24 protein-coding genes and 1 pseudogene are annotated in these 24,268 nt (G+C 71.7%); 11 read left to right on the forward strand and 14 right to left on the reverse strand.

Going from position 1 to position 24,268, the window contains the following annotated elements; translation table 11 throughout:
- A pseudogene (locus tag AB0C01_RS33520) lies at nucleotides 1–171 on the forward strand (phytochelatin synthase); the annotation flags it as partial.
- Nucleotides 172–302: 131 nt separating this feature from the next.
- On the opposite strand, the gene AB0C01_RS33525 reads toward AB0C01_RS33520, so the two are convergent.
- Nucleotides 303–1,073, reverse strand: coding sequence for a DedA family protein (locus tag AB0C01_RS33525; protein WP_357573050.1), 771 nt, complete (start codon nucleotides 1,071–1,073; stop codon nucleotides 303–305).
- 251 nt (nucleotides 1,074–1,324) lie between these two features.
- Here AB0C01_RS33525 and AB0C01_RS33530 point away from each other — a divergent pair, with 251 nt between their 5' ends.
- Nucleotides 1,325–4,177: an aconitate hydratase gene (locus AB0C01_RS33530; protein ID WP_357248726.1), complete on the forward strand. Its 2,853-nt coding sequence runs from the start codon at nucleotides 1,325–1,327 to the stop codon at nucleotides 4,175–4,177.
- A 342-nt stretch (nucleotides 4,178–4,519) separates the two neighbouring features.
- On the opposite strand, the gene AB0C01_RS33535 is transcribed toward AB0C01_RS33530, so the two are convergent.
- Entirely contained in the window at nucleotides 4,520–5,485 is a 966-nt protein-coding gene (locus AB0C01_RS33535) for a WYL domain-containing protein (RefSeq protein WP_357573051.1), read from the reverse strand.
- A gap of 93 nt (nucleotides 5,486–5,578) precedes the next feature.
- On the opposite strand from AB0C01_RS33535, the gene AB0C01_RS33540 reads away from it, so the two are divergent.
- Complete coding sequence (locus AB0C01_RS33540) at nucleotides 5,579–5,947, forward strand: VOC family protein (RefSeq protein ID WP_357573052.1); 369 nt, start codon at nucleotides 5,579–5,581, stop codon at nucleotides 5,945–5,947.
- 289 nt (nucleotides 5,948–6,236) lie between these two features.
- Here AB0C01_RS33540 and AB0C01_RS33545 read toward each other — a convergent pair whose 3' ends face one another.
- From AB0C01_RS33545 to AB0C01_RS33585, 9 genes are all read right to left on the reverse strand, one after another.
- Nucleotides 6,237–7,496, reverse strand: a complete 1,260-nt coding sequence (locus AB0C01_RS33545; RefSeq protein WP_357573053.1) for a sigma-70 family RNA polymerase sigma factor — start codon at nucleotides 7,494–7,496, stop codon at nucleotides 6,237–6,239.
- 5 nt (nucleotides 7,497–7,501) lie between these two features.
- Entirely contained in the window at nucleotides 7,502–7,837 is a 336-nt protein-coding gene (locus AB0C01_RS33550) for a YciI family protein (protein WP_357248742.1), read from the reverse strand.
- 84 nt (nucleotides 7,838–7,921) lie between these two features.
- Entirely contained in the window at nucleotides 7,922–8,533 is a 612-nt protein-coding gene (locus AB0C01_RS33555) for an ATP/GTP-binding protein (RefSeq protein ID WP_357248744.1), read from the reverse strand.
- Nucleotides 8,514–8,900, reverse strand: a complete 387-nt coding sequence (locus tag AB0C01_RS33560; protein ID WP_357248747.1) for a DUF742 domain-containing protein — start codon at nucleotides 8,898–8,900, stop codon at nucleotides 8,514–8,516. Before AB0C01_RS33560 ends, AB0C01_RS33555 begins: the two co-directional genes overlap by 20 nt.
- 5 nt (nucleotides 8,901–8,905) lie before the next feature.
- On the reverse strand, nucleotides 8,906–9,325 hold the full coding sequence (locus AB0C01_RS33565) for a roadblock/LC7 domain-containing protein (protein ID WP_357248750.1): 420 nt from the start codon (nucleotides 9,323–9,325) through the stop codon (nucleotides 8,906–8,908).
- A gap of 81 nt (nucleotides 9,326–9,406) precedes the next feature.
- Complete coding sequence (locus AB0C01_RS33570) at nucleotides 9,407–11,968, reverse strand: nitrate- and nitrite sensing domain-containing protein (protein WP_357573054.1); 2,562 nt, start codon at nucleotides 11,966–11,968, stop codon at nucleotides 9,407–9,409.
- 61 nt (nucleotides 11,969–12,029) lie between these two features.
- Nucleotides 12,030–13,661 (reverse strand): prenyltransferase/squalene oxidase repeat-containing protein, encoded by a 1,632-nt coding sequence (locus tag AB0C01_RS33575; protein WP_357573055.1) that lies wholly within the window; start codon nucleotides 13,659–13,661, stop codon nucleotides 12,030–12,032.
- A complete protein-coding gene (locus AB0C01_RS33580; RefSeq protein WP_357248759.1) occupies nucleotides 13,658–14,545 on the reverse strand; it encodes a terpene synthase in 888 nt (295 codons plus the stop codon). The genes AB0C01_RS33575 and AB0C01_RS33580 overlap by 4 nt, the downstream gene beginning before the upstream one ends.
- A gap of 18 nt (nucleotides 14,546–14,563) precedes the next feature.
- Nucleotides 14,564–15,877, reverse strand: coding sequence for a cytochrome P450 (locus AB0C01_RS33585; protein ID WP_357248762.1), 1,314 nt, complete (start codon nucleotides 15,875–15,877; stop codon nucleotides 14,564–14,566).
- Between the two features lie 436 nt (nucleotides 15,878–16,313).
- On the opposite strand from AB0C01_RS33585, the gene AB0C01_RS33590 reads away from it, so the two are divergent.
- Nucleotides 16,314–16,562: a DUF2630 family protein gene (locus AB0C01_RS33590; RefSeq protein WP_357069883.1), complete on the forward strand. Its 249-nt coding sequence runs from the start codon at nucleotides 16,314–16,316 to the stop codon at nucleotides 16,560–16,562.
- Nucleotides 16,563–16,603: 41 nt separating this feature from the next.
- Here AB0C01_RS33590 and AB0C01_RS33595 read toward each other — a convergent pair whose 3' ends face one another.
- The 3 genes from AB0C01_RS33595 to AB0C01_RS33605 form a co-directional block, all read right to left on the reverse strand.
- On the reverse strand, nucleotides 16,604–17,536 hold the full coding sequence (locus AB0C01_RS33595) for an RIO1 family regulatory kinase/ATPase (RefSeq protein WP_357256122.1): 933 nt from the start codon (nucleotides 17,534–17,536) through the stop codon (nucleotides 16,604–16,606).
- A gap of 309 nt (nucleotides 17,537–17,845) precedes the next feature.
- Nucleotides 17,846–18,490 (reverse strand): HAD family hydrolase, encoded by a 645-nt coding sequence (locus AB0C01_RS33600; RefSeq protein ID WP_357256121.1) that lies wholly within the window; start codon nucleotides 18,488–18,490, stop codon nucleotides 17,846–17,848.
- Nucleotides 18,491–18,555: 65 nt separating this feature from the next.
- A complete protein-coding gene (locus tag AB0C01_RS33605) occupies nucleotides 18,556–19,416 on the reverse strand; it encodes a carbon-nitrogen hydrolase family protein (protein ID WP_357256119.1) in 861 nt (286 codons plus the stop codon).
- A gap of 78 nt (nucleotides 19,417–19,494) precedes the next feature.
- Here AB0C01_RS33605 and AB0C01_RS33610 point away from each other — a divergent pair, with 78 nt between their 5' ends.
- The 7 genes from AB0C01_RS33610 to AB0C01_RS33640 all read left to right on the forward strand — a co-directional run bounded on the left by AB0C01_RS33610 (nucleotide 19,495) and on the right by AB0C01_RS33640 (nucleotide 24,263).
- On the forward strand, nucleotides 19,495–20,067 hold the full coding sequence (locus AB0C01_RS33610; RefSeq protein WP_357256117.1) for a helix-turn-helix domain-containing protein: 573 nt from the start codon (nucleotides 19,495–19,497) through the stop codon (nucleotides 20,065–20,067).
- Nucleotides 20,068–20,148: 81 nt separating this feature from the next.
- Nucleotides 20,149–21,087, forward strand: a complete 939-nt coding sequence (locus tag AB0C01_RS33615; RefSeq protein ID WP_357573056.1) for a TIGR04222 domain-containing membrane protein — start codon at nucleotides 20,149–20,151, stop codon at nucleotides 21,085–21,087.
- Complete coding sequence (locus tag AB0C01_RS33620) at nucleotides 21,084–21,902, forward strand: DUF692 domain-containing protein (protein WP_357256113.1); 819 nt, start codon at nucleotides 21,084–21,086, stop codon at nucleotides 21,900–21,902. Before AB0C01_RS33615 ends, AB0C01_RS33620 begins: the two co-directional genes overlap by 4 nt.
- Nucleotides 21,899–22,438 carry a hypothetical protein gene (locus AB0C01_RS33625; RefSeq protein WP_357256111.1) on the forward strand — a complete coding sequence of 180 codons (540 nt, stop codon included), beginning with the start codon at nucleotides 21,899–21,901 and terminating at the stop codon, nucleotides 22,436–22,438. Before AB0C01_RS33620 ends, AB0C01_RS33625 begins: the two co-directional genes overlap by 4 nt.
- Nucleotides 22,423–23,184, forward strand: a complete 762-nt coding sequence (locus tag AB0C01_RS33630) for an SDR family oxidoreductase (RefSeq protein WP_357256109.1) — start codon at nucleotides 22,423–22,425, stop codon at nucleotides 23,182–23,184. The genes AB0C01_RS33625 and AB0C01_RS33630 overlap by 16 nt, the downstream gene beginning before the upstream one ends.
- The gene (gene mug, locus AB0C01_RS33635; RefSeq protein WP_357256107.1) at nucleotides 23,181–23,768 is read left to right on the forward strand and encodes a G/U mismatch-specific DNA glycosylase; all 588 of its coding nucleotides are present in this window, start codon (nucleotides 23,181–23,183) and stop codon (nucleotides 23,766–23,768) included. The genes AB0C01_RS33630 and mug overlap by 4 nt, the downstream gene beginning before the upstream one ends.
- An 84-nt stretch (nucleotides 23,769–23,852) precedes the next feature.
- A complete protein-coding gene (locus tag AB0C01_RS33640) occupies nucleotides 23,853–24,263 on the forward strand; it encodes a hypothetical protein (protein WP_357256105.1) in 411 nt (136 codons plus the stop codon).
- Nucleotides 24,264–24,268 lie beyond the last annotated feature (5 nt).

Below are 24,268 nucleotides of genomic sequence, written 5' to 3' on the forward strand. Positions count from 1 at the left end.
GGTGTCACCCACTCCTACGAGGGCGGGCACTACATCAGCGTCGTCGGCTACCGCGACAACGGCACCACCGTCAAGATCGCCGACTCCGCCGACCCCAACACCGCCTCCTACTGGATCACCGTCGAGCACCTCGCCGACTGGATCGCCACCCGCGGCTACGCCACCAGCTGACCCACACACACCACCACCGCCTACACCGAAGGGCCGGACCCCACCACGGGGGACCGGCCCTTCGGCATGTGCGTCAGCGCGTCCTCAACCAGCAGCACCGAAGACGATGAGCCGTCCCGGCCGCCAGCGACTCAGCCAGCCGGCGGGCCGACGGACCGCGCTGGCTCGGCGTCCCCCGCCCGCTCGGCGTCCACTGCTGGCTCGGCGTCCACTGCGGGCTCGGCGTCCACCGCCCGCCCGGCGTCCACTGCTGGCTCGGCGTCCACTGCTGGCTCGGCGTCCACTGCGGGCTCGGTCGCCTCGATGCGGTGCGCTCGTCGGCGCAGCCACCAGGTGCTGGCCAGACCGGCGAGCACCGCGAGAACCAGCCCGGCCCAGGAGATGTCCTTGAGCCAGTGCTCGGCCGCCCGGCCCACGCTGAACAACAGGTAGGTGGTACCGAACGCCCAGACCAGCCCACCGGCGGCGTTGGCCAGCAGGAATCGCCGGTACGGCACGTGCAGTGCCCCGGCGAGCGGGCCGGCCAGGATCCGCAGCAGCGCGACGAAGCGGCCGAAGAACACAGCCCAGACGCCGTAACGGGCGAAGCTCTGCTCGGCTCGGACGAGTTGGGCGGGTCCGAGATGGCGGGGGAACCGCCGGCCCAGTCGGGCCAGCAGTGGACGACCACCGCGACGGCCGACCGCGTACCCGATGGAGTCACCGACGATCGCACCGGTGGCCGCGGCGGTGGCCACCCACTCCGGTTCGACCACGCCTGTGGCGGCGAGCAGTGCGCTGCTGACCAGGACGATCTCACCCGGCAGAGGGATGCCCATGCTCTCCACGCCGATAACGCCGCCGACCAGCAGGTATACCGCGATCGGTGGCAGCGACACGAGCCAGTGCTGGACGTCGAACACGGTTGACCCCTTCTCCGACCGGCCTCGAACCCTACCCGCGGCCGGCTGGCCCGGTGGCCCTCCGCACCTCCCGCAAACCGTCCTAGGAGGCTAGGGGTCAGGGTGGGCTGGAGGCCGACACTCGGGTTGCGCAAATAGCAAGACGGACGTACGGTTTTGTTAAGAGCGTGATCGGGCGGTAAGTGTCACCTAACCTCGGCGGTACCCCGACCGGTGCGACAGACTGCTCAGGACTACTTACGGTCGCTGGTGTGAAGGAGTACGACGTGGCGAGCCTCGACACCTTCGGTGCGAAGACCCAGCTACGCGTCGGAGACGCGAGCTACGAGATTTTCAAGATTGACAAGGTGGACGGCCACGCGCGGCTGCCGTACAGCCTGAAGATCCTGCTGGAGAACCTGCTGCGGACCGAGGACGGCGCGAACATCACCGCCGACCACATCGAGCAGCTCGGCGCGTGGGACTCCAGCGCCGCCCCGAGCGTCGAGATCCAGTTCACCCCGGCGCGGGTGCTCATGCAGGACTTCACCGGCGTGCCCTGCGTGGTCGACCTGGCCACCATGCGCGAGGCGGTGCGAGACCTGGGCGGCGACGCCACCAAGGTCAACCCCCTTGCCCCGGCCGAGCTGGTCATCGACCACTCGGTGATCGCCGACCTGTTCGGCCGCGAGGACGCGTTCGCCCGCAACGTGGAGCTGGAGTACGAGCGCAACAAGGAGCGTTACCAGTTCCTGCGCTGGGGCCAGACCGCGTTCAACGAGTTCAAGGTCGTCCCGCCGGGCACCGGCATCGTGCACCAGGTCAACATCGAGTACCTGGCCCGCACCATCATGGAGCGCGGCGGCCAGGCGTACCCGGACACCGTGGTCGGCACCGACTCGCACACCACGATGGTCAACGGCCTGGGTGTGCTGGGCTGGGGCGTCGGCGGTATCGAGGCCGAGGCCGCGATGCTCGGCCAGCCGGTCAGCATGCTGATCCCCCGCGTGGTGGGCTTCAAGCTCTCCGGTGAGATGCCGGCCGGCACCACCGCCACCGACCTGGTGCTGACCATCACCGAGATGCTGCGCAAGCACGGCGTGGTCGGCAAGTTCGTCGAGTTCTACGGCCCCGGCGTGAGCGCCGTACCGCTGGCCAACCGGGCCACCATCGGCAACATGTCCCCGGAGTACGGCTCGACCGTGGCGATCTTCCCGATCGACGCGGAGACGGTCCGCTACCTGGAGCTGACCGGTCGCGACGCCGCGCAGGTCGCTCTCGTCGAGGCGTACGCCAAGGAGCAGGGCCTCTGGCACGACCCGAACCACGAGCCGGACTACTCGGAGCGCCTGGAGCTGGACCTCGGCACCATCGAGCCGTCGCTCGCCGGCCCGAAGCGCCCGCAGGACCGGGTGCCGCTGGGCAGCGCCAAGACGCTGTTCCGCTCGGCGCTGACCGACTACGTCTCCGACGACTCGGTCGGCGAGCGTGACTTCAAGCCGGGCGTTCCCCGCGAGGAGCTGCCGCGCGGTGCCAACGGCCCGGCCGACGAGGCCAGCGCCGAGTCCTTCCCGGCCAGCGACCCGCCGGCCAACGAGTTCAGCGACCCGGCCGACGAGCCGCGTGACCTGGAGACCGCGGCGGTCGGCGCGGGCGGTCGGGCCAGCAAGCCGGTACGGGTCACCGGCGCCGACGGTGTCGAGTACGAGTTGGACCACGGCGCCGTGGTGATCGCCGCGATCACCTCCTGCACCAACACGTCCAACCCGCAGGTGATGATCGGTGCCGCGCTGCTGGCGCGGAACGCCGTCGACAAGGGCCTGAGCCGCAAGCCGTGGGTGAAGACCACCCTGGCACCGGGCTCGAAGGTCGTCATGGACTACTACGAGCGGGCCGGCCTCACCCCGTACCTGGACAAGCTCGGCTTCAACCTGGTCGGCTACGGCTGCACCACCTGCATCGGCAACTCGGGGCCGCTGCCCGAGGAGGTGTCCGCCGCGGTGAACGAGCACGACCTGTCGGTCGTCTCGGTGCTGTCGGGCAACCGGAACTTCGAGGGCCGGATCAACCCGGACGTCAAGATGAACTACCTGGCGTCCCCGCCGCTGGTGGTCGCGTACGCGCTCGCCGGCACCATGGACATCGACCTGGCCAACGAGCCGATCGGTGAGGACACCGAGGGCAACCCGGTCTACCTGCGGGAGATCTGGCCGAACAGCACCGAGATCCAGGACGTCATCGCCCAGGCGATCGGCGCGACCGGGTTCAGTGCCGCGTACGCCGATGTCTTCGCCGGCGACGAGCGGTGGCAGTCGCTGCCCACCCCGACCGGCGACACCTTCGCCTGGGAGAGCGACTCCACCTACGTGCGCAAGCCCCCGTACTTCGAGGGCATGCAGCAGGAGCCGAGCCCGGTCGTGGACATCGCCGGCGCGCGGGTGCTGGCGAAGCTGGGTGACTCGGTGACCACCGACCACATCTCGCCGGCCGGCGCGATCAAGGCCGACTCTCCGGCCGGCACGTACCTCGCCGAGCACGGCGTGCCGCGCCACGAGTTCAACTCGTACGGTTCCCGGCGGGGCAACCACGAGGTGATGATCCGGGGCACGTTCGCCAACATCCGGCTGCGCAACCAGCTGGTCCCCGGCGTGGAGGGTGGCTTCACCGTCAACCACCTCACCGGCGAGCAGACCTCGATCTACGACGCCTCCGTCGCCTACCAGGAGGCCGGCATCCCGCTGGTCGTGCTGGCCGGCAAGGAGTACGGCTCGGGTTCGTCGCGAGACTGGGCTGCCAAGGGCACGATGCTGCTGGGTGTGCGGGCGGTCATCGCCGAGTCGTACGAGCGGATCCACCGCTCCAACCTGATCGGCATGGGCGTGCTGCCGTTGCAGTTCCCGGTCGACGTCACCGCCGAGTCGCTCGGTCTCACCGGCACGGAGACGTTCACCATCACCGGGGTGACCGCCCTCAACGACGGGGACACCCCGCGCACGGTGCAGGTCAGCACCGACACCGGCGTGGAGTTCGACGCGGTGGTGCGGATCGACACCCCCGGTGAGGCGGACTACTACCGGCACGGCGGCATCCTGCAGTACGTGCTGCGCCGCATGATCGCCAACTGACGTACCGACGTCCGGCGTACGGGCCGCTTTCCGCGCTTGCGGGGAGCGGCCCTTGCGTTTCTCCTCGCTCTCGACTCGGCAGCGGCCTCCATCGGCCCGGTCGTGGCGCCGGGCGGCATGGGTTGTCGCCGCCGGTGGGTAGCCGGGCCCGCCGCCCGGTTCAGGTCGTGTCCCTGTCAAGCCCCGGCGTGTTGCGGCGGCGATCCGGCCGACCGAGCTTGCCGACGGGTTCTGGCGCCCGCTACTGCTGCGGCGCCGCCAACGACGAGCGGCCAGGGGGCACCCTTGCCCTCCTGCTCGGCCGACAGCGCGAGGAGGACAACTAGGTGGTGCTGTTGCTGTTCAGGACATTGGTGACGGCGCGTAGTGGTGGGCGAGGTTGGTGGCGAGGTCCCGGAGGTGAGCCCTGGCTTCGGTGGGGCCGTGCACAGTGACGGCGTTCCCGAACGGCAGTAGTGCTCGCACGTCCTCCAGATTCAGGAAGCGGATTGTCACCTTGTGGCCGGTGGCGGATTCTTCATCGTCGTCCCGGACGAGTCGTAGGCCAAAGATCCGTTGCGCTCTCTCGATCTGGGTCGGGTCGATGGTGGCGCTGACCTCTATCGCGTGGCTGTGTTCCCACTGATCGATGAGCGCTGCAGCGACGGTGGCCAGGGTTTGGTTTTCGCGGAGCCGTCGTGGCTGGTCGACTTCTTGCCAGGTGGTGATCCGTTCGAGTCGGTACATCCGTGGCACTCGGGCACAGTCGGCGACGAGGTACCAGATGCCGGCCTTGGCGAGCAGCCCGTAGGAATCCACGACCAGGTCACGTGGGCATGGCTCGCGTGGGCTGTCGTACTCGATCCGTAGCTGGCGGCCTCGCCGCACTGCGCCGATCAGTGCAGCCGGATTCGTGCCGGAAGCTCGTGTCTGGTGCCAGGGACGGCTGTCCACGTGCACGACGTCGCTGAGCGGCAGGAGCTCATCAACGCGACGTGACTGTGTCGCGGCGAGCTTGGCGAGCGCGCGTCGGCTCTCGGCCGAGGTGTTGAGCTCCGCGCGTAGCTTCTCATCTAGCCCGATCAGCGAAAGATGATCATGCTCGCCGGGCGTGAGCCGCGTGAGATCGAGCCCGGACCCGGGCAGCATGGTCACGCCGCCGAGGCGGCCCCGGTGTGCGGTCACCGGCAGACCGGCGTCGCGGAGCCAGTTCAGGTCCCGGGTGATGGTTCGGAGGGAAACCCCGAGCGCCGAGGCAAGTTCCTGGGTGGTTGCGCCATCTCTCGATTCGAGCAGCAGCATCAGTGCGAAGAAGCGGTCCGGGTTCACACGCGAAGTTTTCCAGGAAATTGCGACACGATACGGCGCATATTCCGGCCAGGCTGGTGGATGCAGACCTACGACCAGTGAGAAGGAACAACCATGACCAGATCCTTCGTGTCCATCGTCTACGTGAACGACGCTCCCGCCGCAGCTCGTTTCTACGGCGACCTCCTTGACCTGAGCCCCTCGTTCGAGACTCCGGGATACATCACCTTTGACCTCGGGCCGGGCGCTGACCTCGCAGTGTGGTCTGGCCAGTTCGAGGATCTGTCGCCGGACGTCCCACGTACCAGTGAGGTTTGCCTGGCCATCGGCGGCGGTGGACCCGACGAGGTCAACGCGATCTTCAAGCAGTGGCGGTCCAAGGGGGTCACGATCCTGCAGGAGCCTCATGATGCGGGGTTTGGGCTGACCTTCCTCGCAGCCGATCCCGACGGGAACCGTATCCGGGTCGCACCGCGGGACTGAAAGGCCACGATGCGGCAGGCGCGCACCACAGGTGGGTGCCGGTCATCGCTGACCACCGCTGGCGCACAACATTTCCCCGAATGCCTTTCGGGCGGTGGGTGAACGGCGCTCGGACGTCTCCACGGCGGCCGACGTCGCCTTGGACGGCGAATCGCGCGCCCGCCTGCGGTGACGATGTCCTCGACGATGCGTTCGGCACCGGCGGCGTCGGCGCGGTAGTTGACGATCACCGACGCGCCCGCCGTGGCGAGGGCGGAGGCGAGGTGGGCCCCGCGGCTGACCCCCTGTCCTACCTGGCGAGTTCGGCAGCCCGCTTGAGCAGCGCGTGGCGTTCGGCGGCCGAGCTGACCGCCGCCGCCGCCTCCCGGAACAGGGTTGCCGCGCGTATCCGGTCGCCCTGGCGGGCCACCAGATCGGCCCGTACGGCCACCGCGAGCGGGTTGCCGTCCAGCCCTCCCCCGGCGTGTGCCGCGTCGAGCAGGTCCAACCCGACGGCCGGGCCGTACGCGTAGCCGTGCGCGACAGCGCGGTTGAGCGCGATCACCGGTGAGGGGCGGATGTCGGCGAGCGCGTCGTAGGCCCGGGCGATCGCCGGCCAGTCGGTGTCGTCGGCCGAGACGGCGGTGGCGTGGCAAGCGGCGATCCGCGCCTGCCACGCGTACGGCCCGTCGCGGCGTACCCGATCGAGCGCGGCCAGGCCCTCGGCGATGCCGGCGCGGTCCCACCGGTCGCGGTCCTGCCGCTCCAGGGTGAGCAGGGCGCCGGCGGCGTCCCGGCGGGCGTCGCGGCGGGAGTGCTGGAACAGGAACAGCGCCAGCAGCGCGGCCACTTCGGACTGCTCCGGCATGAGCCGGTCGAGGAGCCGGGCCAGTCGGACCGCCTCGTCGGCGAAGGCCGGCTCGCCGTCGGCGACGTAGCCCCGGGTGAACAGCAGGTACAGCACGGCGAGGACGCCGGGCAGCCGCTCGGTCAGCGCCGGCCCGCTCGGCACCCGGTACGGGATGCCGGCCTGCGCGATGCGGGTGCGCGCCCGGGTCAGCCGTCGGGTCATCGTCGACTCGCTGACCAGCAGGAGGCGGGCGATGTCCGCCGTCGGCACACCACACACGGTTCGCAACGTCAACGCCACCCGGGCGTCGAGGGCCAGCGCCGGATGGCAGCAGGTGAAGATCAGACGCAGGCGGTCGTCCACCACGTCCTGCCCCACCTCGGGCTCGGGCTGCGGATCGGTCGGCGTGAGCAATGCCAGGTCGTGCAGCTTGCGGCGCTCCACGCTGGCCCGACGCAGCACGTCGAGCGCCCGGTTACGGGCCACGGTCATCAGCCAGCCACCGGGGTTGGTCGGCACACCGTCGCCGGGCCAGCGTTCCAGGGCGACGGCCAGCGCCTCCTGGGCGCAGTCCTCGGCCAACGCCCAGTCCCCGGTCACCCGGATCAGGGTCGCGACGATCCGGGGGTACGCCTCGACGCCGGCGGCAGCGACGGCCTCCGCCGCCGCCGCGCCGGCCGGCGCCTGGATCCGCACCGGCCGGCGCTGCGAGGTGGACAACGTCGTCAGTCGCTCAGGTCCGCGAACGGGCGCAGCTCCAGTCGCCCTTCACGGGCCATCGGGTGGGTGCGCGCCACCTCGATCGCCTCGTCCAGGTCGGCGCAGTCGAGCAGGTCGAAGCCCACGATCACCTCGGTGGTCTCCGCGAACGGCCCCTCGGAGATGAGCAGCTCGCCGTCACGGACACGGACGGTGGTGGCCGCGCTGGTCGCCGCCAGCACGTTGCCGGTCAGGCGGCGGCCACGAGAGTCGTTCTCCGCCACCCACTTGTGGATGTCGGGCAACTCGGTGGGGTCGGTGTCCGGCTCGGTGTCGCTGCACACGAACATCAGGTACTTCATCTGGTCGCTCCCTGGTCTCTCGGGGTGTCGCCAGCATGACGATCGGGCGACCGCGTTCCGGACACCCTTCCCCGAGAAACCCGGTCAGTTCCCGTTGGCGGCGCGGCGGCGAGCCTCGCGGGTCTTCATGGCGTGCTCCATCAGGGTGACGAGCACCTCCTTGCTCGACTCGCGCTGCCGGGCGTCGCAGAGCAGCACCGGCACCCCCGGGTCCAGGTTCAGCGCGGCCTGCACCTCGTCGAGCCGGTACTTGCGGGAACCCTCGAAGCAGTTCACCGCGACCACGAAGGGCGTGCCCCGGCCCTCGAAGTAGTCGATCGACGGGAAGCAGTCGGCGAGCCGGCGAGTGTCGGCCAGCACCACCGCGCCGATCGCGCCCAACGCCAACTCGTCCCAGACGAACCAGAACCGATCCTGGCCGGGCGTGCCGAACAGGTACAGCACCAGGTCGTCGCTGATGGTGATCCGGCCGAAGTCCATGGCCACGGTGGTGGTGGTCTTACCCTCCACCCCGGACAGGTCGTCGATGCCGACCCCCGACTCCGTCAGCACCTCCTCGGTGCGCAGCGGCCGGGTCTCGCTGACCGCACCGACCATGGTCGTCTTGCCCACGCCGAAGCCACCGGCGACAAGGATCTTGATCGCGGTGGGCAGTGGGGTCGCTCCCGCCGGCCGGTCAGAGTGCCCGTAGTCCATTGATTACCGCCTCGAAGATGCTGTTGTCGGGAAGGCCGGCCGTGGTGTGCGGCTCGCGAACCTGCACCAGGCTGCGAGCCGCGAGGTCACCGAGGAGCACCCGGATGGTGCCCACCGGCAGGTCGAGATGGGCGGCGATCTCGGCGACGGACTGTATGCGTTGGCACAGCCCGACGATCGCCAGGTGCTCCGGGCCGAGACCGATCTCCGGTGTGACCTCGGCTCGGGTCGCGGTGACCAGGGAGATCAGGTCGAACGTGCCGGTGATCGGACGGGCCCGTCCGCGCGTCACCGCGTACGGCCGAACGACCGGACCAGCATGGTCATCCACCCACTGCTGGCCTGCGGACTCCCCCTGGACCGTCATCACCGCTACCTCTCGCCGGCCGGCTGCTCGGTGCGGGACGGCGACGCGACGTACTTGCCGACGCGGGTGACGAGCATCGCCATCTCGTAGGCGATCAGCCCGACGTCGGCGTCCTCGCTGGCCAGCACCGCCAGGCAGGCGTTACGGCCGGCCGCGGTGACGAACAGGAACGACGACTGCATCTCGATGATGGTCTGCTGCACCTGCCCGCCACCGAAGCGCTTACCCGCGCCCCGGGCCAGGCTCTGGATGCCGGCCGCCATGGCAGCGAGGTGCTCGCCGTCGTCCCGGCTCAACCCCTGGGAGGAGGCCATCAACAGGCCATCGGTGGAGAGCGCGACCGCGTGCTCGGCCTGCTTCACCCGGCCCACCAGGTCATCCAGCAACCACGTCAGGTCGGCACTCGAAGCCGTCTTCTGCACCACTTCGTCGTCCTCTTCTCGCCCGGCTGTGCGCCGTTCTCGTCTCGGGTTGACCGTCACACCGCGCGGAAAACCAGCGCTTGGTCAGGTCGCTTTCGGGTCCTCGTCGGTCTGCTCGGGGGTTGACGCCGTCGAGGTGCCGGAGGTGCCGCCGAGCAGCCGCGCCGCGTCGGTCCGACCACGCCGGGTGCCGGTCTGGTACGAACTCATCATTCGGCGCACCTGCTCCGGGGCGCGTACCGCATCCAGGTCGTCGTCGTCCTCGGTCGCGGCCGGGTCGTCCCGCAACTCGGGGACGATGTTCGCCTGTCGGACGCGGACGGGTAGGCCCGAGTCGGTCCGGACCGCCTCGGCCTCGGTGGCCTGGGGACCACCGTCGCTGGCCGCGTCCGGCACGTCGCGGCTCTCGGTCGATCGGTTGCCGTCGACCGCGGGCAGGCCGGTGGGCACCGTGGGGGCCTCCAGGGCTTGCAGGCCCGGGACGCGCCGGGCTCGGGTGGAAAGCTCGGACCTGTCGGTGATCGGGACGGTCCGCTGCCGGGTGGGCAGGCCGCCGCCCTCGTCGGCCACGACCTCCGGGGTGGCCGTCTCGTCCGACACCGGTGCCGGCGGGGTCACCGCTTCCGGCGTCTCGCGGGTGCTGGTCGTCGACGCGGCAACCGCGACCGGCGCGAGGATGGCGGGGCGGCCACTGGTGCCGGACGGCCCCGACGGCAGCGGGATGGCCGAGCCGGAGCGGATCTCGCCCGAGTCCTCGACGCCGACAGTGTCCTCGGTGACGAGCTCCAGTGGGATCAGCACGACCGCGGTGGTGCCGCCGTACGCGGACTCCTTGAGCCGCACCCGTACGCCGTGCCGCTCGGTCAGCCGGCTCACCACGTACAGCCCGAGGCGGGTGGCGTTGGCGAGGTTCAACTCGGACTGGTCGACGATGCGGTGGTTCGCCGCGGCCAGATCCTCCTCGCTCATGCCGAGGCCCCGGTCCTCGATCTCGATGGCGAACCCGTTGGCCACCACCTGGCCGCGGACCTCCACGGTGGTGTGCGGTGGGGAGAACGAGAGGCCGTTCTCGATCAACTCGGCGAGCAGGTGGATCATGTCGCCGACCGCGCGGCCGGCGAGCGAGACCCGGCCGAGCGGCAGCACGTTGACGCGGGTGTAGTCCTCCACCTCGGCCACGGCGCCGCGCACCACATCGACCATCGGGACGTTGCGCCGCCAGGCCCGACCGGGGGTGGAGCCGGAGAGCACGATCAGGTTTTCCGCGTTGCGCCGCATCCGGGTGGCCAGGTGGTCGACCCGGAAGAGGTCCTCCAACTCGTCCGCGTCGTGTTCGCGGCGCTCCATCGCGTCGAGCAGGGTGAGCTGGCGGTGCACGAGTGCCTGGGTGCGGCGGGCCAGGCTGAGGAAGACCTCGCGGACGTTGCGACGCAGGTCGGCCTGCTGGACCGCGGTACGCAGGGCGGTCTCCTGGACCGCGTTGAACGCCTTGCCGACCTGGCCGATCTCGTCGGTGCCGAATTCCAGCGGAGGCGCCTCGGTGGCCACGTCGACATCCTCGCCACGCCCGAGCCGCTCCACGACCCGCGGCAGCCGCTCGTCGGCGAGCTGCCAGGCGGCGTCGCGCAGTCGGCCCAACTGACGCAACAGGGTCCGTGCCGTGGTGATCGAGACGACGATGGAGGCGATGACGGCGAGCAGACCGAGACCGGCGGCGAGCACCAGCCGGATGACCACCCAGACCGCCACCGGGGTGGCGCGCTTCACCAGAGCGTCACCACCGGCCAGGACGACGGCTTCCTGCTCCTGCAGGGCGGGATCGATCGCGGCCTGCCAGGCGTCGGCCTCGACCGGCGGCGGCGCGTTGGGGCGACCGCCGGTGACCATCCGATCTTCGAGGGCTCGGAGGCGGGTGAAGGCCTGCCCCTCGGTCATCTGGACGTAGCGCCCACGGTCGGCGTCCGGCAGCTCGGCCAACGCCTCGGCGACCAGGAACCGCTGCGCGCCGACCAGATGGGCGAACTGGGTGTACTCCGGGGTGCTGACCCGACCGGCGGCGGCCATCCCGGCGAAGAGGGCGTCCTCCTGCGACATCAGCTCCCGCACCCGGACGAGCCGGGTGAGGTTGACGGTGTCCTGGGCGATCTGCTCGTCGTCGAGTTGGCCCATGGCCGCGTACACCCGGAACAGCGAGTCGAGGACCCCGGTGTACGCCGCGGCCGCGCCGGACCGGTCCACGGAGCCGGAGACCACGGCCGCCCGCATCTCGCCGAGTCCGTCCAGTCGGGCGACCATCTCGTCGATCCGCCCGATCAGCTCGTCACTCGACGCGAACCGGGCCCGCCAGCTGCGGGCCGACTCGGCGAAGGCGGTCGCCCTCTCCTCGCTGCGCTCGTGCTGCACCTGCAACTGCTGTGCCAGGCCCTGGTCGCGGCGGCCAAGGTAGACCACCGACATCCGACGCTCCCGTTGGAGCTCGGTGAGCAGCGACTCACTTGGTTGCGCGACCTGCGCGTCGAGCGTCTGCGCACCGAGCACGTTGAAACCGTCGCGCAGGGTCACCCAGGCCGCGAACGCCCAGAGCGCGGCGAGCGAGACCAGCAGGGCCACAATCTTGGTGCGCAAACTTGCACTGCGGGAAGCCATCCCACCCGTCCCTCGACCGTTTCGATTGGCTGAATGAGCCCAGCCCCCGGCCCGGCGCACGCTAGCAGTGTCCGGAATTTCCCTCAAGCGGTGCAGACCAACGGCTGTCTGAGATATGGGCGGAACCGCTCAGCCGCGCCGCAGCCGACGCTCGGGCGGCCGCCACCGCCGCTCGGACTATCACCGTTGGATGATAGAGATCCTTGTCATGCCACAGTGGAGTGTCGGTGGCCTCGTCCTGCATTGTGGACAGTCGGCGGGCTGCGACGACCCCTGCGGCCTGGATCTTGGGTGATGGCGGCGCTGCCAGCAACACGAGTAGTCCGTAGGCGGTCTCCTCCGGCGTGCTACGCCATCGCCCCCAGGAACCGTCGGCCCGCTGGCTGTCGAGCACCCAGGTGACGGCCCGCTGCACCGCCGCGTGGGCCGACGGGCCGCCGTACTCCCGAAGCGCCAGCACGACGCAGTAGGTGGCGTAGTACGACGAGGCGTGCCACCGATCCGACCATCGACCGTCGAGCTGTTGCCGGTCGAGCAGCCAGCCGGTGAGCCGGCGCAGCACCGGGGCCGCGGCGGGGTCGTCGCCGCCCAGGCACCGACCGAACGCCTCCAACACGTGCGCGTTCGTGGTCACCGACGAGCCGTCCTCGCCCTGCCAGGTGCCGAAGTGCTCACCGGTGTCGAAGCGGCTCAGGCACGTCGGATCGGTGGCGTGGCCCAGGAGGGCCAGCGTGTACAGCGTCACCGCCGTCGTGTCGGCGTCGGTGGGTAGCCCCGGCCCGGTGGCCGCCCCGTCCGGTCCCAGCGCCTCGCGCAGCGCCGCGGCCAGCTCCGGTGGCACCGCCGGGAGCACACCGGCGCGCGCCAGGGTACTCAGCGCCCACCCGCGTTCGAACACGGTGATCGGAGTGGCACAGGGAACCGCTCCATCGTGCTCACCGAGCACCCGAATCAGGTAGTCCAGCGGGGCGGATTGAGTACCGTCGGGGTCACCGAGCCAGGCTGCGGTGGCGGCCGGCGAGGCGCCGACCGGGCCGGCGGCGGTCGCGGTGACACCTTCCGCTCTCCGGGCGGCCGGTCCGAGGATCTCCAACGCGTGCAGCAGCTTGGGCGGAATCGGCCGACCGGATCCGACCAGCTGGCGTACCCGGTCGAGCCGCTGCCGATCCAGCCCGGCGGGCATCGGCGGCGCGCCGGCGCCACGCCAGCGGGCCAACTGTGTCGGCGGGTCGTCGAGTTGGTCGGCGATCCGGTCGACGAGGGCCGGGACGATCAGGTCCACGGCCGGCAGGTCCGGCACGGGGCAGGTAGCCGGGCCGGCGGCCCGGTCGAACAGCAGTCGCAACCCACGGTCGACGGCATCGTGCACCGCCACGGAGGACCAGCCCACCGGCTCGTCGCGCAGCAACGCCGCGATCAACCCCTCCACCGCGCTCAGGGTGGGCACCAGGGCGTACCCGTCCGGCCCGCCCCAGCCGCCGTCGGGGCGCTGCCCGGCAAGCAGGTACTGGATCCGGTCGGCGTGTCGTGGCAACCAGGGCGCCAGGGAGACCAGCCGGGCGGTCTCGTACGGCGACGCGGAGGTACGGCCGGACGGGTGCCGGCTCAGCTCGGCGATCACCTCGTCGACGTCGCCCGCCGGCCCGGGACCTTTCGCCGCGCCGGTGTCCTGGACCAGGGCCCCAGTGCTCACGACACTCCCCAGAAGTCGGTGCTCCGGTAGAAGCCGGTGGTGTAGCCGAGTTGCTGGGTCAGGTACTCCGCCTCCCTGGGGCAGTCGTCCCGCAACTCCTCCAGCAGCCCGGTCGCCTCCACGACCAGGCGCTTCAGCTCCTGTTCCACAACCGACCGGTCGTCCACCAGCATGATCGCGTTCAGGTCGCCCCAGCGGAGGTCCCGCTCGTAGGTGCCCAGGTCGTTGACCAGCCGGAGGGCGCGTTGCACCGCGTCACTCACGACGACCAGCCGGTCGAGTTGAGCCTCGGTCTCGGCCGCGCCGGTCCGGATCCACTGCACGACGTTCACGAGGGTGCTGGCCAGGTTGTCCGCGTTGTCCAGATACTCGGCGAGGGTGGGCCGCGGTGCGAGGTCGTCGCCCATCGCCGTCTTCCACTGCCACTCCCGCCGCATGGCCAGCAGGCTTCGACGCGCCACCGCCCGCCATGCCCCGCCGAGCCTGTCAAAGGCGGGCGCGGCAGCGAGATCGGCGTGCAGAACGGCGAGGAACCGGCCCAGCGGATCGTCGGCCAGCGGCGGTGCGCCGTCCGCAACCCGAAGCTGCCCCTGCACCAGCCGGTCGACCTCGGCGGCGGACGTGGCCAGCCGGTCCACCTGCCAGTCCAGCGCGAAGACCCAGAGCACCGCCCGATTGGTCAGTCGCAGCTCGGCGGTCGAACACCGGGGCGCGCTGAACGCGGTGACCATCGCGATGGTGCTGGTCAGCGCGCCGTCGAAGGGCCCTTCCGCGAAAAGGTCCGGATGAGCCGTCAGACACCGTTGCAGGTCGCGTTGCCCCTGGGCGGCGAGGGCGCAGACGCGCCCGTGCTCGGCGGCCTGCCGTAGTTCGTCTGTGATCACGTGAGATCGTGCCACCATTCAGGCCAGCGCCGGCTGTCGATGGGGGGTGAGCAGCAGCGGCACGCGTTCCCTTGGTCGCAGCGACGCGGCCAGCTTCGCCGACGGCATCCCGGGCGTGCAGAGCCGGTATCGGAATCGGCTGAGCAGGGTCGCCACGATCAGTGGCGCCTCAAGCTGGAAGAGGTACTGGCCGATGCACTGGTGGGCGCCGCCACCGAACGGGTAGTAGGCGTACCGGTGGGCGCGCCGGGGAGCGTCGGGCGCGAAGCGTTCCGGTTCGAAGACCTCCGGCCGGTCCCAGAAGCGGGCCAACCGCTGGGTCACGTACGGACTGAGGATGATCGTGCTGCCGGCCTTGACCCGGGTGCCGTCGATGACGTCGTCAGCGACCGCGGTGCGGGGCACCAACCAGCCGGACGGGTAGACGCGGAGGAGTTCGTCGAGCACCATCCGGGTGTAGCGCAGTTCGTCGAGCTGCTTCTTGTCGATCACGTCGCCGGGGCCGACCACACGATCGATCTCCTCGTAGAGCCGCGCGGCCACGTCGGGCCGTTGCTCTAGCAGCGGGAAGAGCCAGGTGAGTACGACGTACGTGGTCTCGGTCGTGGTGGCGAACGTCGACACCAGGTCGTCGCGTACCCGCTGTTCGTCGAGCTTGCGACCATGCGCGTCCCGGGCCCGGGCCAGCGACGCGACCATGTCGTCGCCGCCGTCGTCCTGGTTTTGCGCGGCAATGACCAGCGGCAGCAGAATGTCGTCGATGTTCCGGACCGCCTGCCGGAAGGCGCGGTCGCCGGGCATCGGCACGGCGTCCGGCATGAACGGGGTGAGCAGCCGGAAACGCAGTGCGTTGGCAACGGTGTCCTGTTCCGCGACGACCCGCACGGCGTCGGCGACGCTGATCCGGTTGCCGAAGAAGACCCTGACGACGGCCTGGCAGATGATCCTGGAGATCTCGCTGGCCGCGTCGACCGGTTCGCCGTCGCGCGCCGGAACGTTCAGCTCGTCGACCGCATCGCTGATCGCCCCGCTCAGGTCGCCCACCGCGGCGTCCAGCCGTTTCGGGGTGAAGTGGACCTGGAGCCGCCGGCGGCTCGCCTCCCACTTCGGGCCCTCGGAGAGGATGCCGTCACCGCCGAGCTTCTTGACCGACTGCCACAACATGCTGTCGCCGGCCCGGGTGTAGTTGGCGGCGTTGTCGCGGAGCACGTACTGGACGTGTGCGGGCTCGGTGACCAGGTACGGCCGGATCGTGCCGAGGTTCAGCTGGACGACCTGCCCGGGCGACGCGTCGGCCAGGCCGACCAGCGTGCCCAGTGGATCACGGAGCAACCCGGGTAACGTGTGGCGGAGGGTGGCCACGTGTGGACCACGCCGTCTCGGGGTGGTCGGCTCAGTCATCATTCACCTGCAGGGGGTCCGTCCTCTCCGGTGGCACCGCACTGCGGGTCGCTTCGTGCTGCCTCGGAACGATGGCGCGTGACCATCAGGCAGAGCATCCCATTCACGAATCCGCTTCACCAGGACGCCGACCGGGAAGACTTTCGCGTTGGTCGAGCGATTTGCGCCTTTGATCCGGACGGGCGCGGCCCATCCGCGAGAATCCCGCAGGTGACGCCCCATGATGAGCAGGGCGTGAAACAATCCGAACTGAGCGTGAAAAACGGCACATTGACGCGCCGTTGTCGGTGTGGTCCAGCCGACGACCGCCGCGCGACAGGGGTACGAATCCCGGCGCTTCCAGGGCCGCTGTGCCAGGCTCAGGAGCATGGACGACAAGACCATCCTGAACCGGATCACCGAGCTGGTCGACGAGGAACACAAGCTGCGGGCGGACGCCCAGGCCCACGAGTCGGGCACCGAGGGCGAGACCAGCGAGCGGCTGCGCGCCCTGGAGGAGTCCCTCGACCAGTGTTGGGACCTCCTGCGCCGCAGGCGGGCAGCCCGGGACACCCACGGCGACCCGGACGCACAGGGTGAACGACCCAAGCCCGAGGTGGAGCGCTACCTCCAGTGACCCCGGCGGGTCGGGCGGCCCGGCCGCCCGACCCGCTCCGATCAGCGCAGGCCCGCCTCGTGCAGTAGCTCACCTGTCAACAGGCCGGGGTCGACCTGCTCGGCGGGCAGGCCACGGGCCGCGAACCAGGTGCTGACCACCCGCACGTCCCGGGCCAGGAACTCCGGCCCCTGCGGGTTCGCCACCACGTCGACCACCTGCGGCAGGTCGATCACCACCAGGCGGCCCCGGTGCACGAGCAGGTTGTACGGCGACAGGTCGCCGTGCGCGTAGCCGGCACGGGCCAGCACCCGCAGCGCCTCCACCAACTGGCCCCACAGGTCGCGGAGCTCGGCCGGATCGGGTCGCAGTTGTGCCAGCCGGGGCGCCGCCTCCCCCGACTCGGCGTCACCGACGAACTCCAGCATCAGCTCGGTGCCCCGCAACTGCACCGGGTACGGCACGGCGATCCGGTCGTTCCCGGCGCTGATGTCCCAGAGCCGGGCCAGGGCGGCGAACTCGGCGGCGGCCCACTGCCCGGCGATCATCTGCCGGCCGAACGCCGTCCGGCTGGCCATGGCCCGGTTCTCCCGGGAGCGGCGCACGCGGCGGCCCTCCAGATAGCCGGCGTCCCGGTGGAACAGGCGGTGCTCAGGCTCGCGGTAGCGCTTGACCGCCAACAGGCAGGACCTGTCGGTGTCGGGTACGGCCCGGCGGACCAGGTGGACGTCCGCCTCCTTGCCGGTCTTCAGCACACCCAACTCGGTGTCCTTGGCGGCCAGCTCGGTGATCAGCCAGCCCGGGTGCGGCTGGGGTCCGTGGACGGCGTCGTCCCAGGACGACCAGCGTTCGCCGGTGTCCGGGTCAGGGGCGCTGTCCGGGTCCGCGGGCGGCTCGGTGTGCCGCCCGCGCTTCAGAAACTGCGGTTCGTCGTCGTCGAAGCGGCTCTTGCCGCGGCTCCGGCGCTCCAGCGCCGGAAGGTCGTGATCGCGCACTGTGGTGAGATTCCCTTGGTCGAGGCTGAAGAAGGCAGCTGACAGCGAAAGGCGACGACGGCCATGGCCGACCTCCTTCTCCCTCGACCGGGCACACGCCCGGGATGCACCATGCGCGGACAATGCTCGCCGCAGCCCGTCGGCGGGTCAATCGAATTACTCCCGGACACCGCCCACGCGCCGCCCGACCGGGATCCGAGGCAGCAACATCGGGGATGTTGCCGCCTCCGCGCGTCCCGAGGCAGCAACATCGGGGATGTTGCGCGAATCTTGGGGCGGGCGCGCGAGGCGGGCGCGCACGGCGGGCGTTCAGCGGGCGAGGATGGTGGCGACCGCGGCGATCAGCCCGTCCGCGGTGCGGCTGGGCGCGAACCGGACGTCCGACCAGGAGCGCCCGCGGTGCAGCCAGACGCTGGGCAGCCCGACCGCGGCGGCGCCACCGATGTCCGCCTCCGGGCTGTCGCCGACCACCCAGGCGCCGCGCAGCGACATCCGGACCCGCTGGGCGGCGAGCGCGAAGATCCGCGGGTTGGGCTTGCTGACCCCGCACTCCTCGGAGATCACCCAGTCCGCGACGTAGCGGTCCAGGCCGGTCCGGCGAATCTTGGCGTCGTCGACACGTACCGTGCCGTTGCAGACCACCACCGGCACCCAGCCGGCGTCGTCGGCGATCCGCAGCGCGCAGGCGGTGAGCGGGTCGAGCCGGGTCTGCGCCACCACCCCGTCGTGCAGCTCCTCCACCAGGTCGATCGAGGGGATGCGCAGCTCGTAGCGGTCCCGGATCGCGTCGGCGAGATCCCAGCGGTCGGTCAACCCGTCGGCGTCGATCGAGACCAGCCATTCGATGTCGCTGGGGGGCGCGCCGATGCCGTCCAGGAAGCGCTCACCCCAGCGGCGGAACGGCCCGGCCCGATCCAGCAGGGTGTTGTCCAGGTCCAGCAGGAGCAGTGGCACTCGGGCACCCTACGGGACCGATGTGTCCGCCAACAGATGCAGCGGGTACCGACCTGACGATGTGCTCAGCCGGACATCGACGACCGGGGGCCGCCCTGGTCCGCGAGCCGGTCGGCGAGCATCGAATGGGCCGACCGGGTGGCCGCGAGCACGGCCGGGTCCAACGTCGCCACCAGCACCGCCGTACCGTCGTCGGCACCCCGGTCCAGCACCCGTCCCTGCGGGTCGTAGATCGCCGCGCCGCCGTTGAACCGCCACGGGTCGACGCCGCCGACCGCGTTGGCGAAGACCACGAACATCGTGTTGTCGAGGGCGCGCGCGGCGTAGTAGAGGTCGCGGCGGTGCTCGGAGCCGGCCAGGTATCCGCTGGGGCACAGGTAGGCGTGCGCGCCGTCGAGGGCGGCGGCCCGACCGTGCTCCGGGAAACAGCCGTCGTAGCAGATGCCGAGGCCGAGCCGCCAGTCGTCGACGAGCAGCGTGGCACCCCGGTCGCCGGCGCTGAACAGGTCGCGTTCGTCGCCCCAGAGTTGCTGCTTGTCGTAGCCGACCCGGATCGCGCCGGTCCGGTCGACCACCAGCGCGGCGATGGTCCGCCGGCCGTCCGGGTGTCGGGCGGCGGCACCGACCAGCACGGTGACGCCGGCCTCGCGGGCCGCGGCGCGCAGCGGGTCGAGGCGGGGATCCGCGACCATTCCGCCCGGGTCGGCCGTGACGTCCGTGCCGGCCGGGTCGGCGGCGAGGGTCGGCGGGTGGTACGCGCAGAGGAACAGCTCCGGCAGGACGGCCACCCGGGCGCCCCGGTCGGCGGCTCGGCGAACCAGGTCGGCGGCGGCGACCGCGTTTCCGGCGACGTCTCCCGGCGCGGGCGTGGCCTGGATGGCGGCCACGGTCAGCGGGGCGGTGGGCACGGGGCGGGGCAGGGTCACCGGGCGATGGTAGACGGGGGCATTCCAAGCCGTACGTACGGTTTGCACGCCCCCGGGGTGACCTGCGACGATCGACGCGTGCCCAGAGTAAGCCAGGACCAGCTCGACGCGCGCCGGCAGGAGATCCTCGCCGCCGCACGGGCGTGTTTCGCCCGGCTCGGCTACGAGGGAGCGACCGTACGCCGCCTCGAGGAGGCCACCGGCCTGTCCCGTGGCGCCATCTTCCACCACTTCCGCGACAAGGACTCACTCTTCCTGGCCGTCGCCGAGGACGACGCCGCCGCCATGGTGGAGACGGTGGCCCGCAACGGGCTGGTGCAGGTGATGCGCGATCTGCTCGCCCGGGCCATGTCGCCGGACACCACCGGCTGGCTGGGCAGCCAACTGGAGGTATCGCGCCGGCTGCGCACCGACCCGGCGTTCGCCAAGCGCTGGGCCGAGCGGTCCGCCGCGATCGCCGAGGCGACCCGGGACCGGTTGACCCGCCAGCGTGACGCCGGGGTGCTGCGCGAGGACGTCCCGATCGACGTGCTGGCCCAGTTCCTGGAGCTGGCCTACGACGGCCTGGTGCTGCACCTGGCGATGGGCCGACCGGCCGGTGACCTGGGGCCGGTGCTCGACCTCGTCGAGGAGGCCGTTCGCCGTCCCTGACCGCGTGGGCACCGGTCCGCCGACCGTGGCGACGCTGCTCCACAATGGGGCCGCCGATCCCTCCGGCGACAGGAGCAGTCAGTGATCGTCAACGCCGCGTCGAGCGACACCTGGGGCATCCCCGGCCCGACCTTCCTCCGGTACTACCTCATGGCAGCCGCCGTGGCGCTGGCGGTCGTGGCCTACCACCGGATCCGCCCGCTGAGCGCCCACGGGCGGACCACCCACGATCCGCTCGGGCCGCAGGAGGTCGCGTACCTCAATGGTGGCCCCCGACTCGCCGTGAACGCCGCGCTGGGCGGGCTGCGCGGCGGCGGTGCGATCGCCGTGCGACCGGACCGTCGGCTGACCACCGTCGGCGCCGCGCCGACCGGGCTCACCCCGCTGGAGCAAGGCATCCACTGGGCCGCCCACCACCACTCGCGGGTCCGGGACCTGCCGCAGCACCGACACGTACGCTCCGCGCTGGACCAGCTCCGCAACGGCCTGGAGCAGCGCGGGTTGCTGACGAGCCACCGGCAGCGGGAAGTTTACGGCTTCTTGATCGCGCTCCTGACCGTCCTGCTGGCCCTCGGTGTGTTCCGGTTGATCTCCGGCCTGGTCAACGGTCACCCGGTCGGTTACCTGCTGCTGACCCTGGTCCCGCAACTCATCATCGTGCTGGTGCTGCGCCGGGCACCCCTGCAGACAAGGGCCGGACGCGCCGCGCTGCGCGACGTCCGCCGCCAGCACACCCACCTCGAACCCGCCTCCGCGCCTGCCTACGCCACCTACGGAGCGGCCGGCGCGGCGATGGGCGTGGCCCTGTACGGCACCGCCTCGCTCTGGGCGCTCGACCCGGGCTTCGCCGAGCAGGCCGAGATCCAGCGCCAGGCCATCTCCAGCAGCGGCGGCTCAACGGGCGGCTCCGACGGCTGGGGCGGCGGAGGCGACAGCTCCGGCGGCGGCGACAGCTCCGGCGGCGGCTCCTGCGGTGGTGGAGGTGGCGGCTGCGGCGGTGGCGGCGGGTGCGGCGGATGACCGGGCCGTCCGGGGTGGGCATCGGCTGGCGTCCGGAGATCGCCGGCTTCGTGGCCGAGCTGCCGGGGCTGCGCTTCGTCGAGGTGGTGGCCGAGGGGATACCCGCCACCGGGCCACTCCCGCCCGGCCTGGCGCAGCTACGGGAACGCGCGGTGACTGTCGTACCGCATGGGGTGCGGCTCTCCCTCGGCGGCGCGGAGCCGGTCGACCCGGCCCGGGTCGCCCACCTGGCCGCGGTGGCGCAGCGTGTCGAGGCGCCGCTGGTCAGCGAGCACATCGCGTTCGTCCGGGCGGGCGGTCTGGAGGCCGGCCACCTGCTGCCGCTGCCGCGCAGCCGGGAAGCCGTCGACGCGGTCTGCGCCAACGTGGCGCGGGCACAGGCCGAGCTTCCGGTGCCGATCGCGTTGGAACCGATCGCCGCGTTGCTCGACTGGCCCGACGACGAGCTGGACGAGGCGGACTTCCTCACCGAGATCCTCGACCGGACCGGGGCGCTGCTGCTGTTGGACGTGGCAAACGTGCACGCCAACGCTCGCAACCGGGGCGCCGACCCGCTGGCGTTGCTGGACCGGCTGCCGCTGGAGCGGGTCGCGTACGTCCACGTGGCCGGCGGCGCGGAGCACGGCGGCTTCTACCACGACACCCACACCGACCCGGTGCCGTCGGCGGTGCTGGAGCTGGTCGAGGCGCTCTGCGCCCGACGGCGACCGCCGGCGCTGCTGCTGGAACGCGACGGCCACTACCCGCCGGCCGCCGAACTCCGCGCCGAACTGGACGCCCTGGCCGCCGCGGCGGGCTTTCCGGCCGTGACATGACGGGCGCACCCGACGGCGACGCCACGCCCCGCGCGGGGCTCGCCGAGCGACAGGCCGAACTGGTCGCGGCGCTGGTCGCCGGGGGTGCGCCACCGGCGGGGTTCGCACCCGGCCCGCTGGCCGCCACCCGCGCGGCCCTGCTGCGCAAGCGGGCCGGCGAGGTGGCCCGGCACTGGCCACTGCTCGCCGCCGGTCTCGGTGCCGGGTGGTCGACCACCTTCGCCGACTGGGCCGCCCGGCGACCCACCGCCGGCTCACTGCGCGACGGTTGGGACCTGGCCCGTGCGTTGCGCGACCAGCGGGTGCTCCCCCCGGTGGCCGCCGAGGAGTTGGCTGTTCGGGAGGCGCGCCTGCGCTACGACGGGCTGCGGACGCCGCGTCCGCGCCGGGTGCCGGCGGTGGGCCGCGCCGGCGGCGCCGTCGCGGTGCAGATCGCCGGCCGGGTACGTCTGCTGCGCCCCGCGCCGCGCCCACCCACCCCTCGCGGCGACGGTGTGCCGGATGCGGCAGGATCGGAGTCATGGACCTCGGACTGACCGACCGCGTGTACGTCCTCACCGGCGCCTCCCGCGGTCTGGGTTACGCGACCGCGCAGAGCCTGGTAGCCGACGGTGCGCGGGTGGTGCTGTCGGCCCGGGACCCGGATGCCGTGGCCGCCGCCGCGCAGCGGCTGGGTGGTCCCGAGCACGCCGTCGGGGTGACCGCTGACCTGACCGACCCGGAGACCCCGGGGCAGCTCGTCGCCGCCGCCCAGGAGCACTTCGGCCGGCTCGACGGCGCACTGATCTCGGTCGGCGGCCCACCGGCGGGGAACGCCGCGGCGATCAGCGACGAGCAGTGGCGGCTCTCCTTCGAAACGGTCTTCCTGGGCACCATCCGCGCGGTCCGCACGATCGCCGCCGCGCTGCCCTCGGGTGGTGCGATCGGGCTGGTGCTCTCCACCTCGGCTCGCGGCCCGGTCCCCGGCCTGGGCATCTCCAACGGTCTCCGGCCCGGCCTGGTCGGTGCGGCCAAGGACATCTCCGACGACTACGGCCCGCGCGGGGTCCGGGTGGTGGGGCTGCTGCCCGGCCGAATTCTGACCGACCGCAACCGGGAGCTCTTCGCCGCGACCGGCGACCCGGAGCAGGCCCGGGCCGCCGCGGAGGCCAGCATCCCGCTGCGCCGCCTCGGCGACCCCGCCGAGTTCGGCCGGGTGGCCGCGTTCGTGCTCTCCCCCGCCGCGAGCTACCTCACCGGGATCACCCTGCCGGTGGACGGCGGCGCGCTGCGCGGGCTGTGACCCCCGACGGGGCCGGCGACGCGCGTGCGGTGACGCCCGGGACGGCCCGGCCGAGCCGCGCGGACCTGGCGGCGGCAGCCGATCGGACGATTCCCGACGTGCTCGCGCCGGGGCTGGCGGTGCTCTTCGTCGGCATCAACCCGGGCCTCTGGTCGGCCGCGACGGGCTGGCACTTCGCCCGGCCCGGCAACCGGTTCTGGCCCGCCCTGCACCGGGGCGGGTTCACCCCCCGGCTGCTGCACCCGAGCGAACAGGCCGAGCTGCCCGCGCTCGGGCTCGGCATCACCAACATGGCGGCCCGGGCCAGCGCCCGCGCGGACGAGCTGAGCACGGAGGAACTTCTCGCCGGCGCGGCGATCCTCACCGAGAAGGTGTCCCGGTACCGGCCGCGCTGGGTGGCGGTGGTGGGGGTGACCGCGTACCGGATCGGTTTTCAACGGCCGAAGGCCACCTTCGGGCCGCAGTCGGAGCTGCTGGCCGGCGCCCGACTGTGGGTGCTACCCAACCCGAGCGGCCTGAACGCGCACTTCACGCCGGTCACCCTGGGCCTGGCCTTCGCCGAGCTGCGGGTGGCGGCGTTCTGACGAGCGGTCCGCGACGAGCTTGTCGGGCGGCACGGGCACACCTACCCTCGGCGCAGACCACGATCCCGCCACAGTGGAGCGACAATGACGGATGTTCCCGCCGGCACGGCCCAGGTCTCGACCCTCGAGACCCCCACCGAGGCGTCCACCGCGCCGATCCGCACGCTTGTCGGCATCCAGCTGTACACCGTGGCGGCCTACCTCGCCGCGGCCGTCGTGCCCTATCTGTGGGCACCCCGGCCGTACCCGCCGACCTGGACCTTCATCGTGCCGGGCTGGCTGCTCGGCGTGCCCGGTTTCTACCTCACCCTGCTCGGGCCGGTGCCCGGCATCCTGCTCGCGGTGGTCGGGGTCGGTGTGCTGGTGGCGACGCGCCGCCGCTGCCCGGCGACCCGGTACCGGTGGTGCGTCGCCTCCACCGCTCTCGTCGCCGCCTACGCTGCGTTCGCCTGCACGCCGCTGGCCAGCACCATCGCGGCCTTCGTGGCGGACTGAGCCGA

The sequence above is a fragment of the Micromonospora sp. NPDC048905 genome (assembly GCF_040649655.1).
Taxonomy (GTDB): Bacteria; Actinomycetota; Actinomycetes; order Mycobacteriales; family Micromonosporaceae; genus Micromonospora.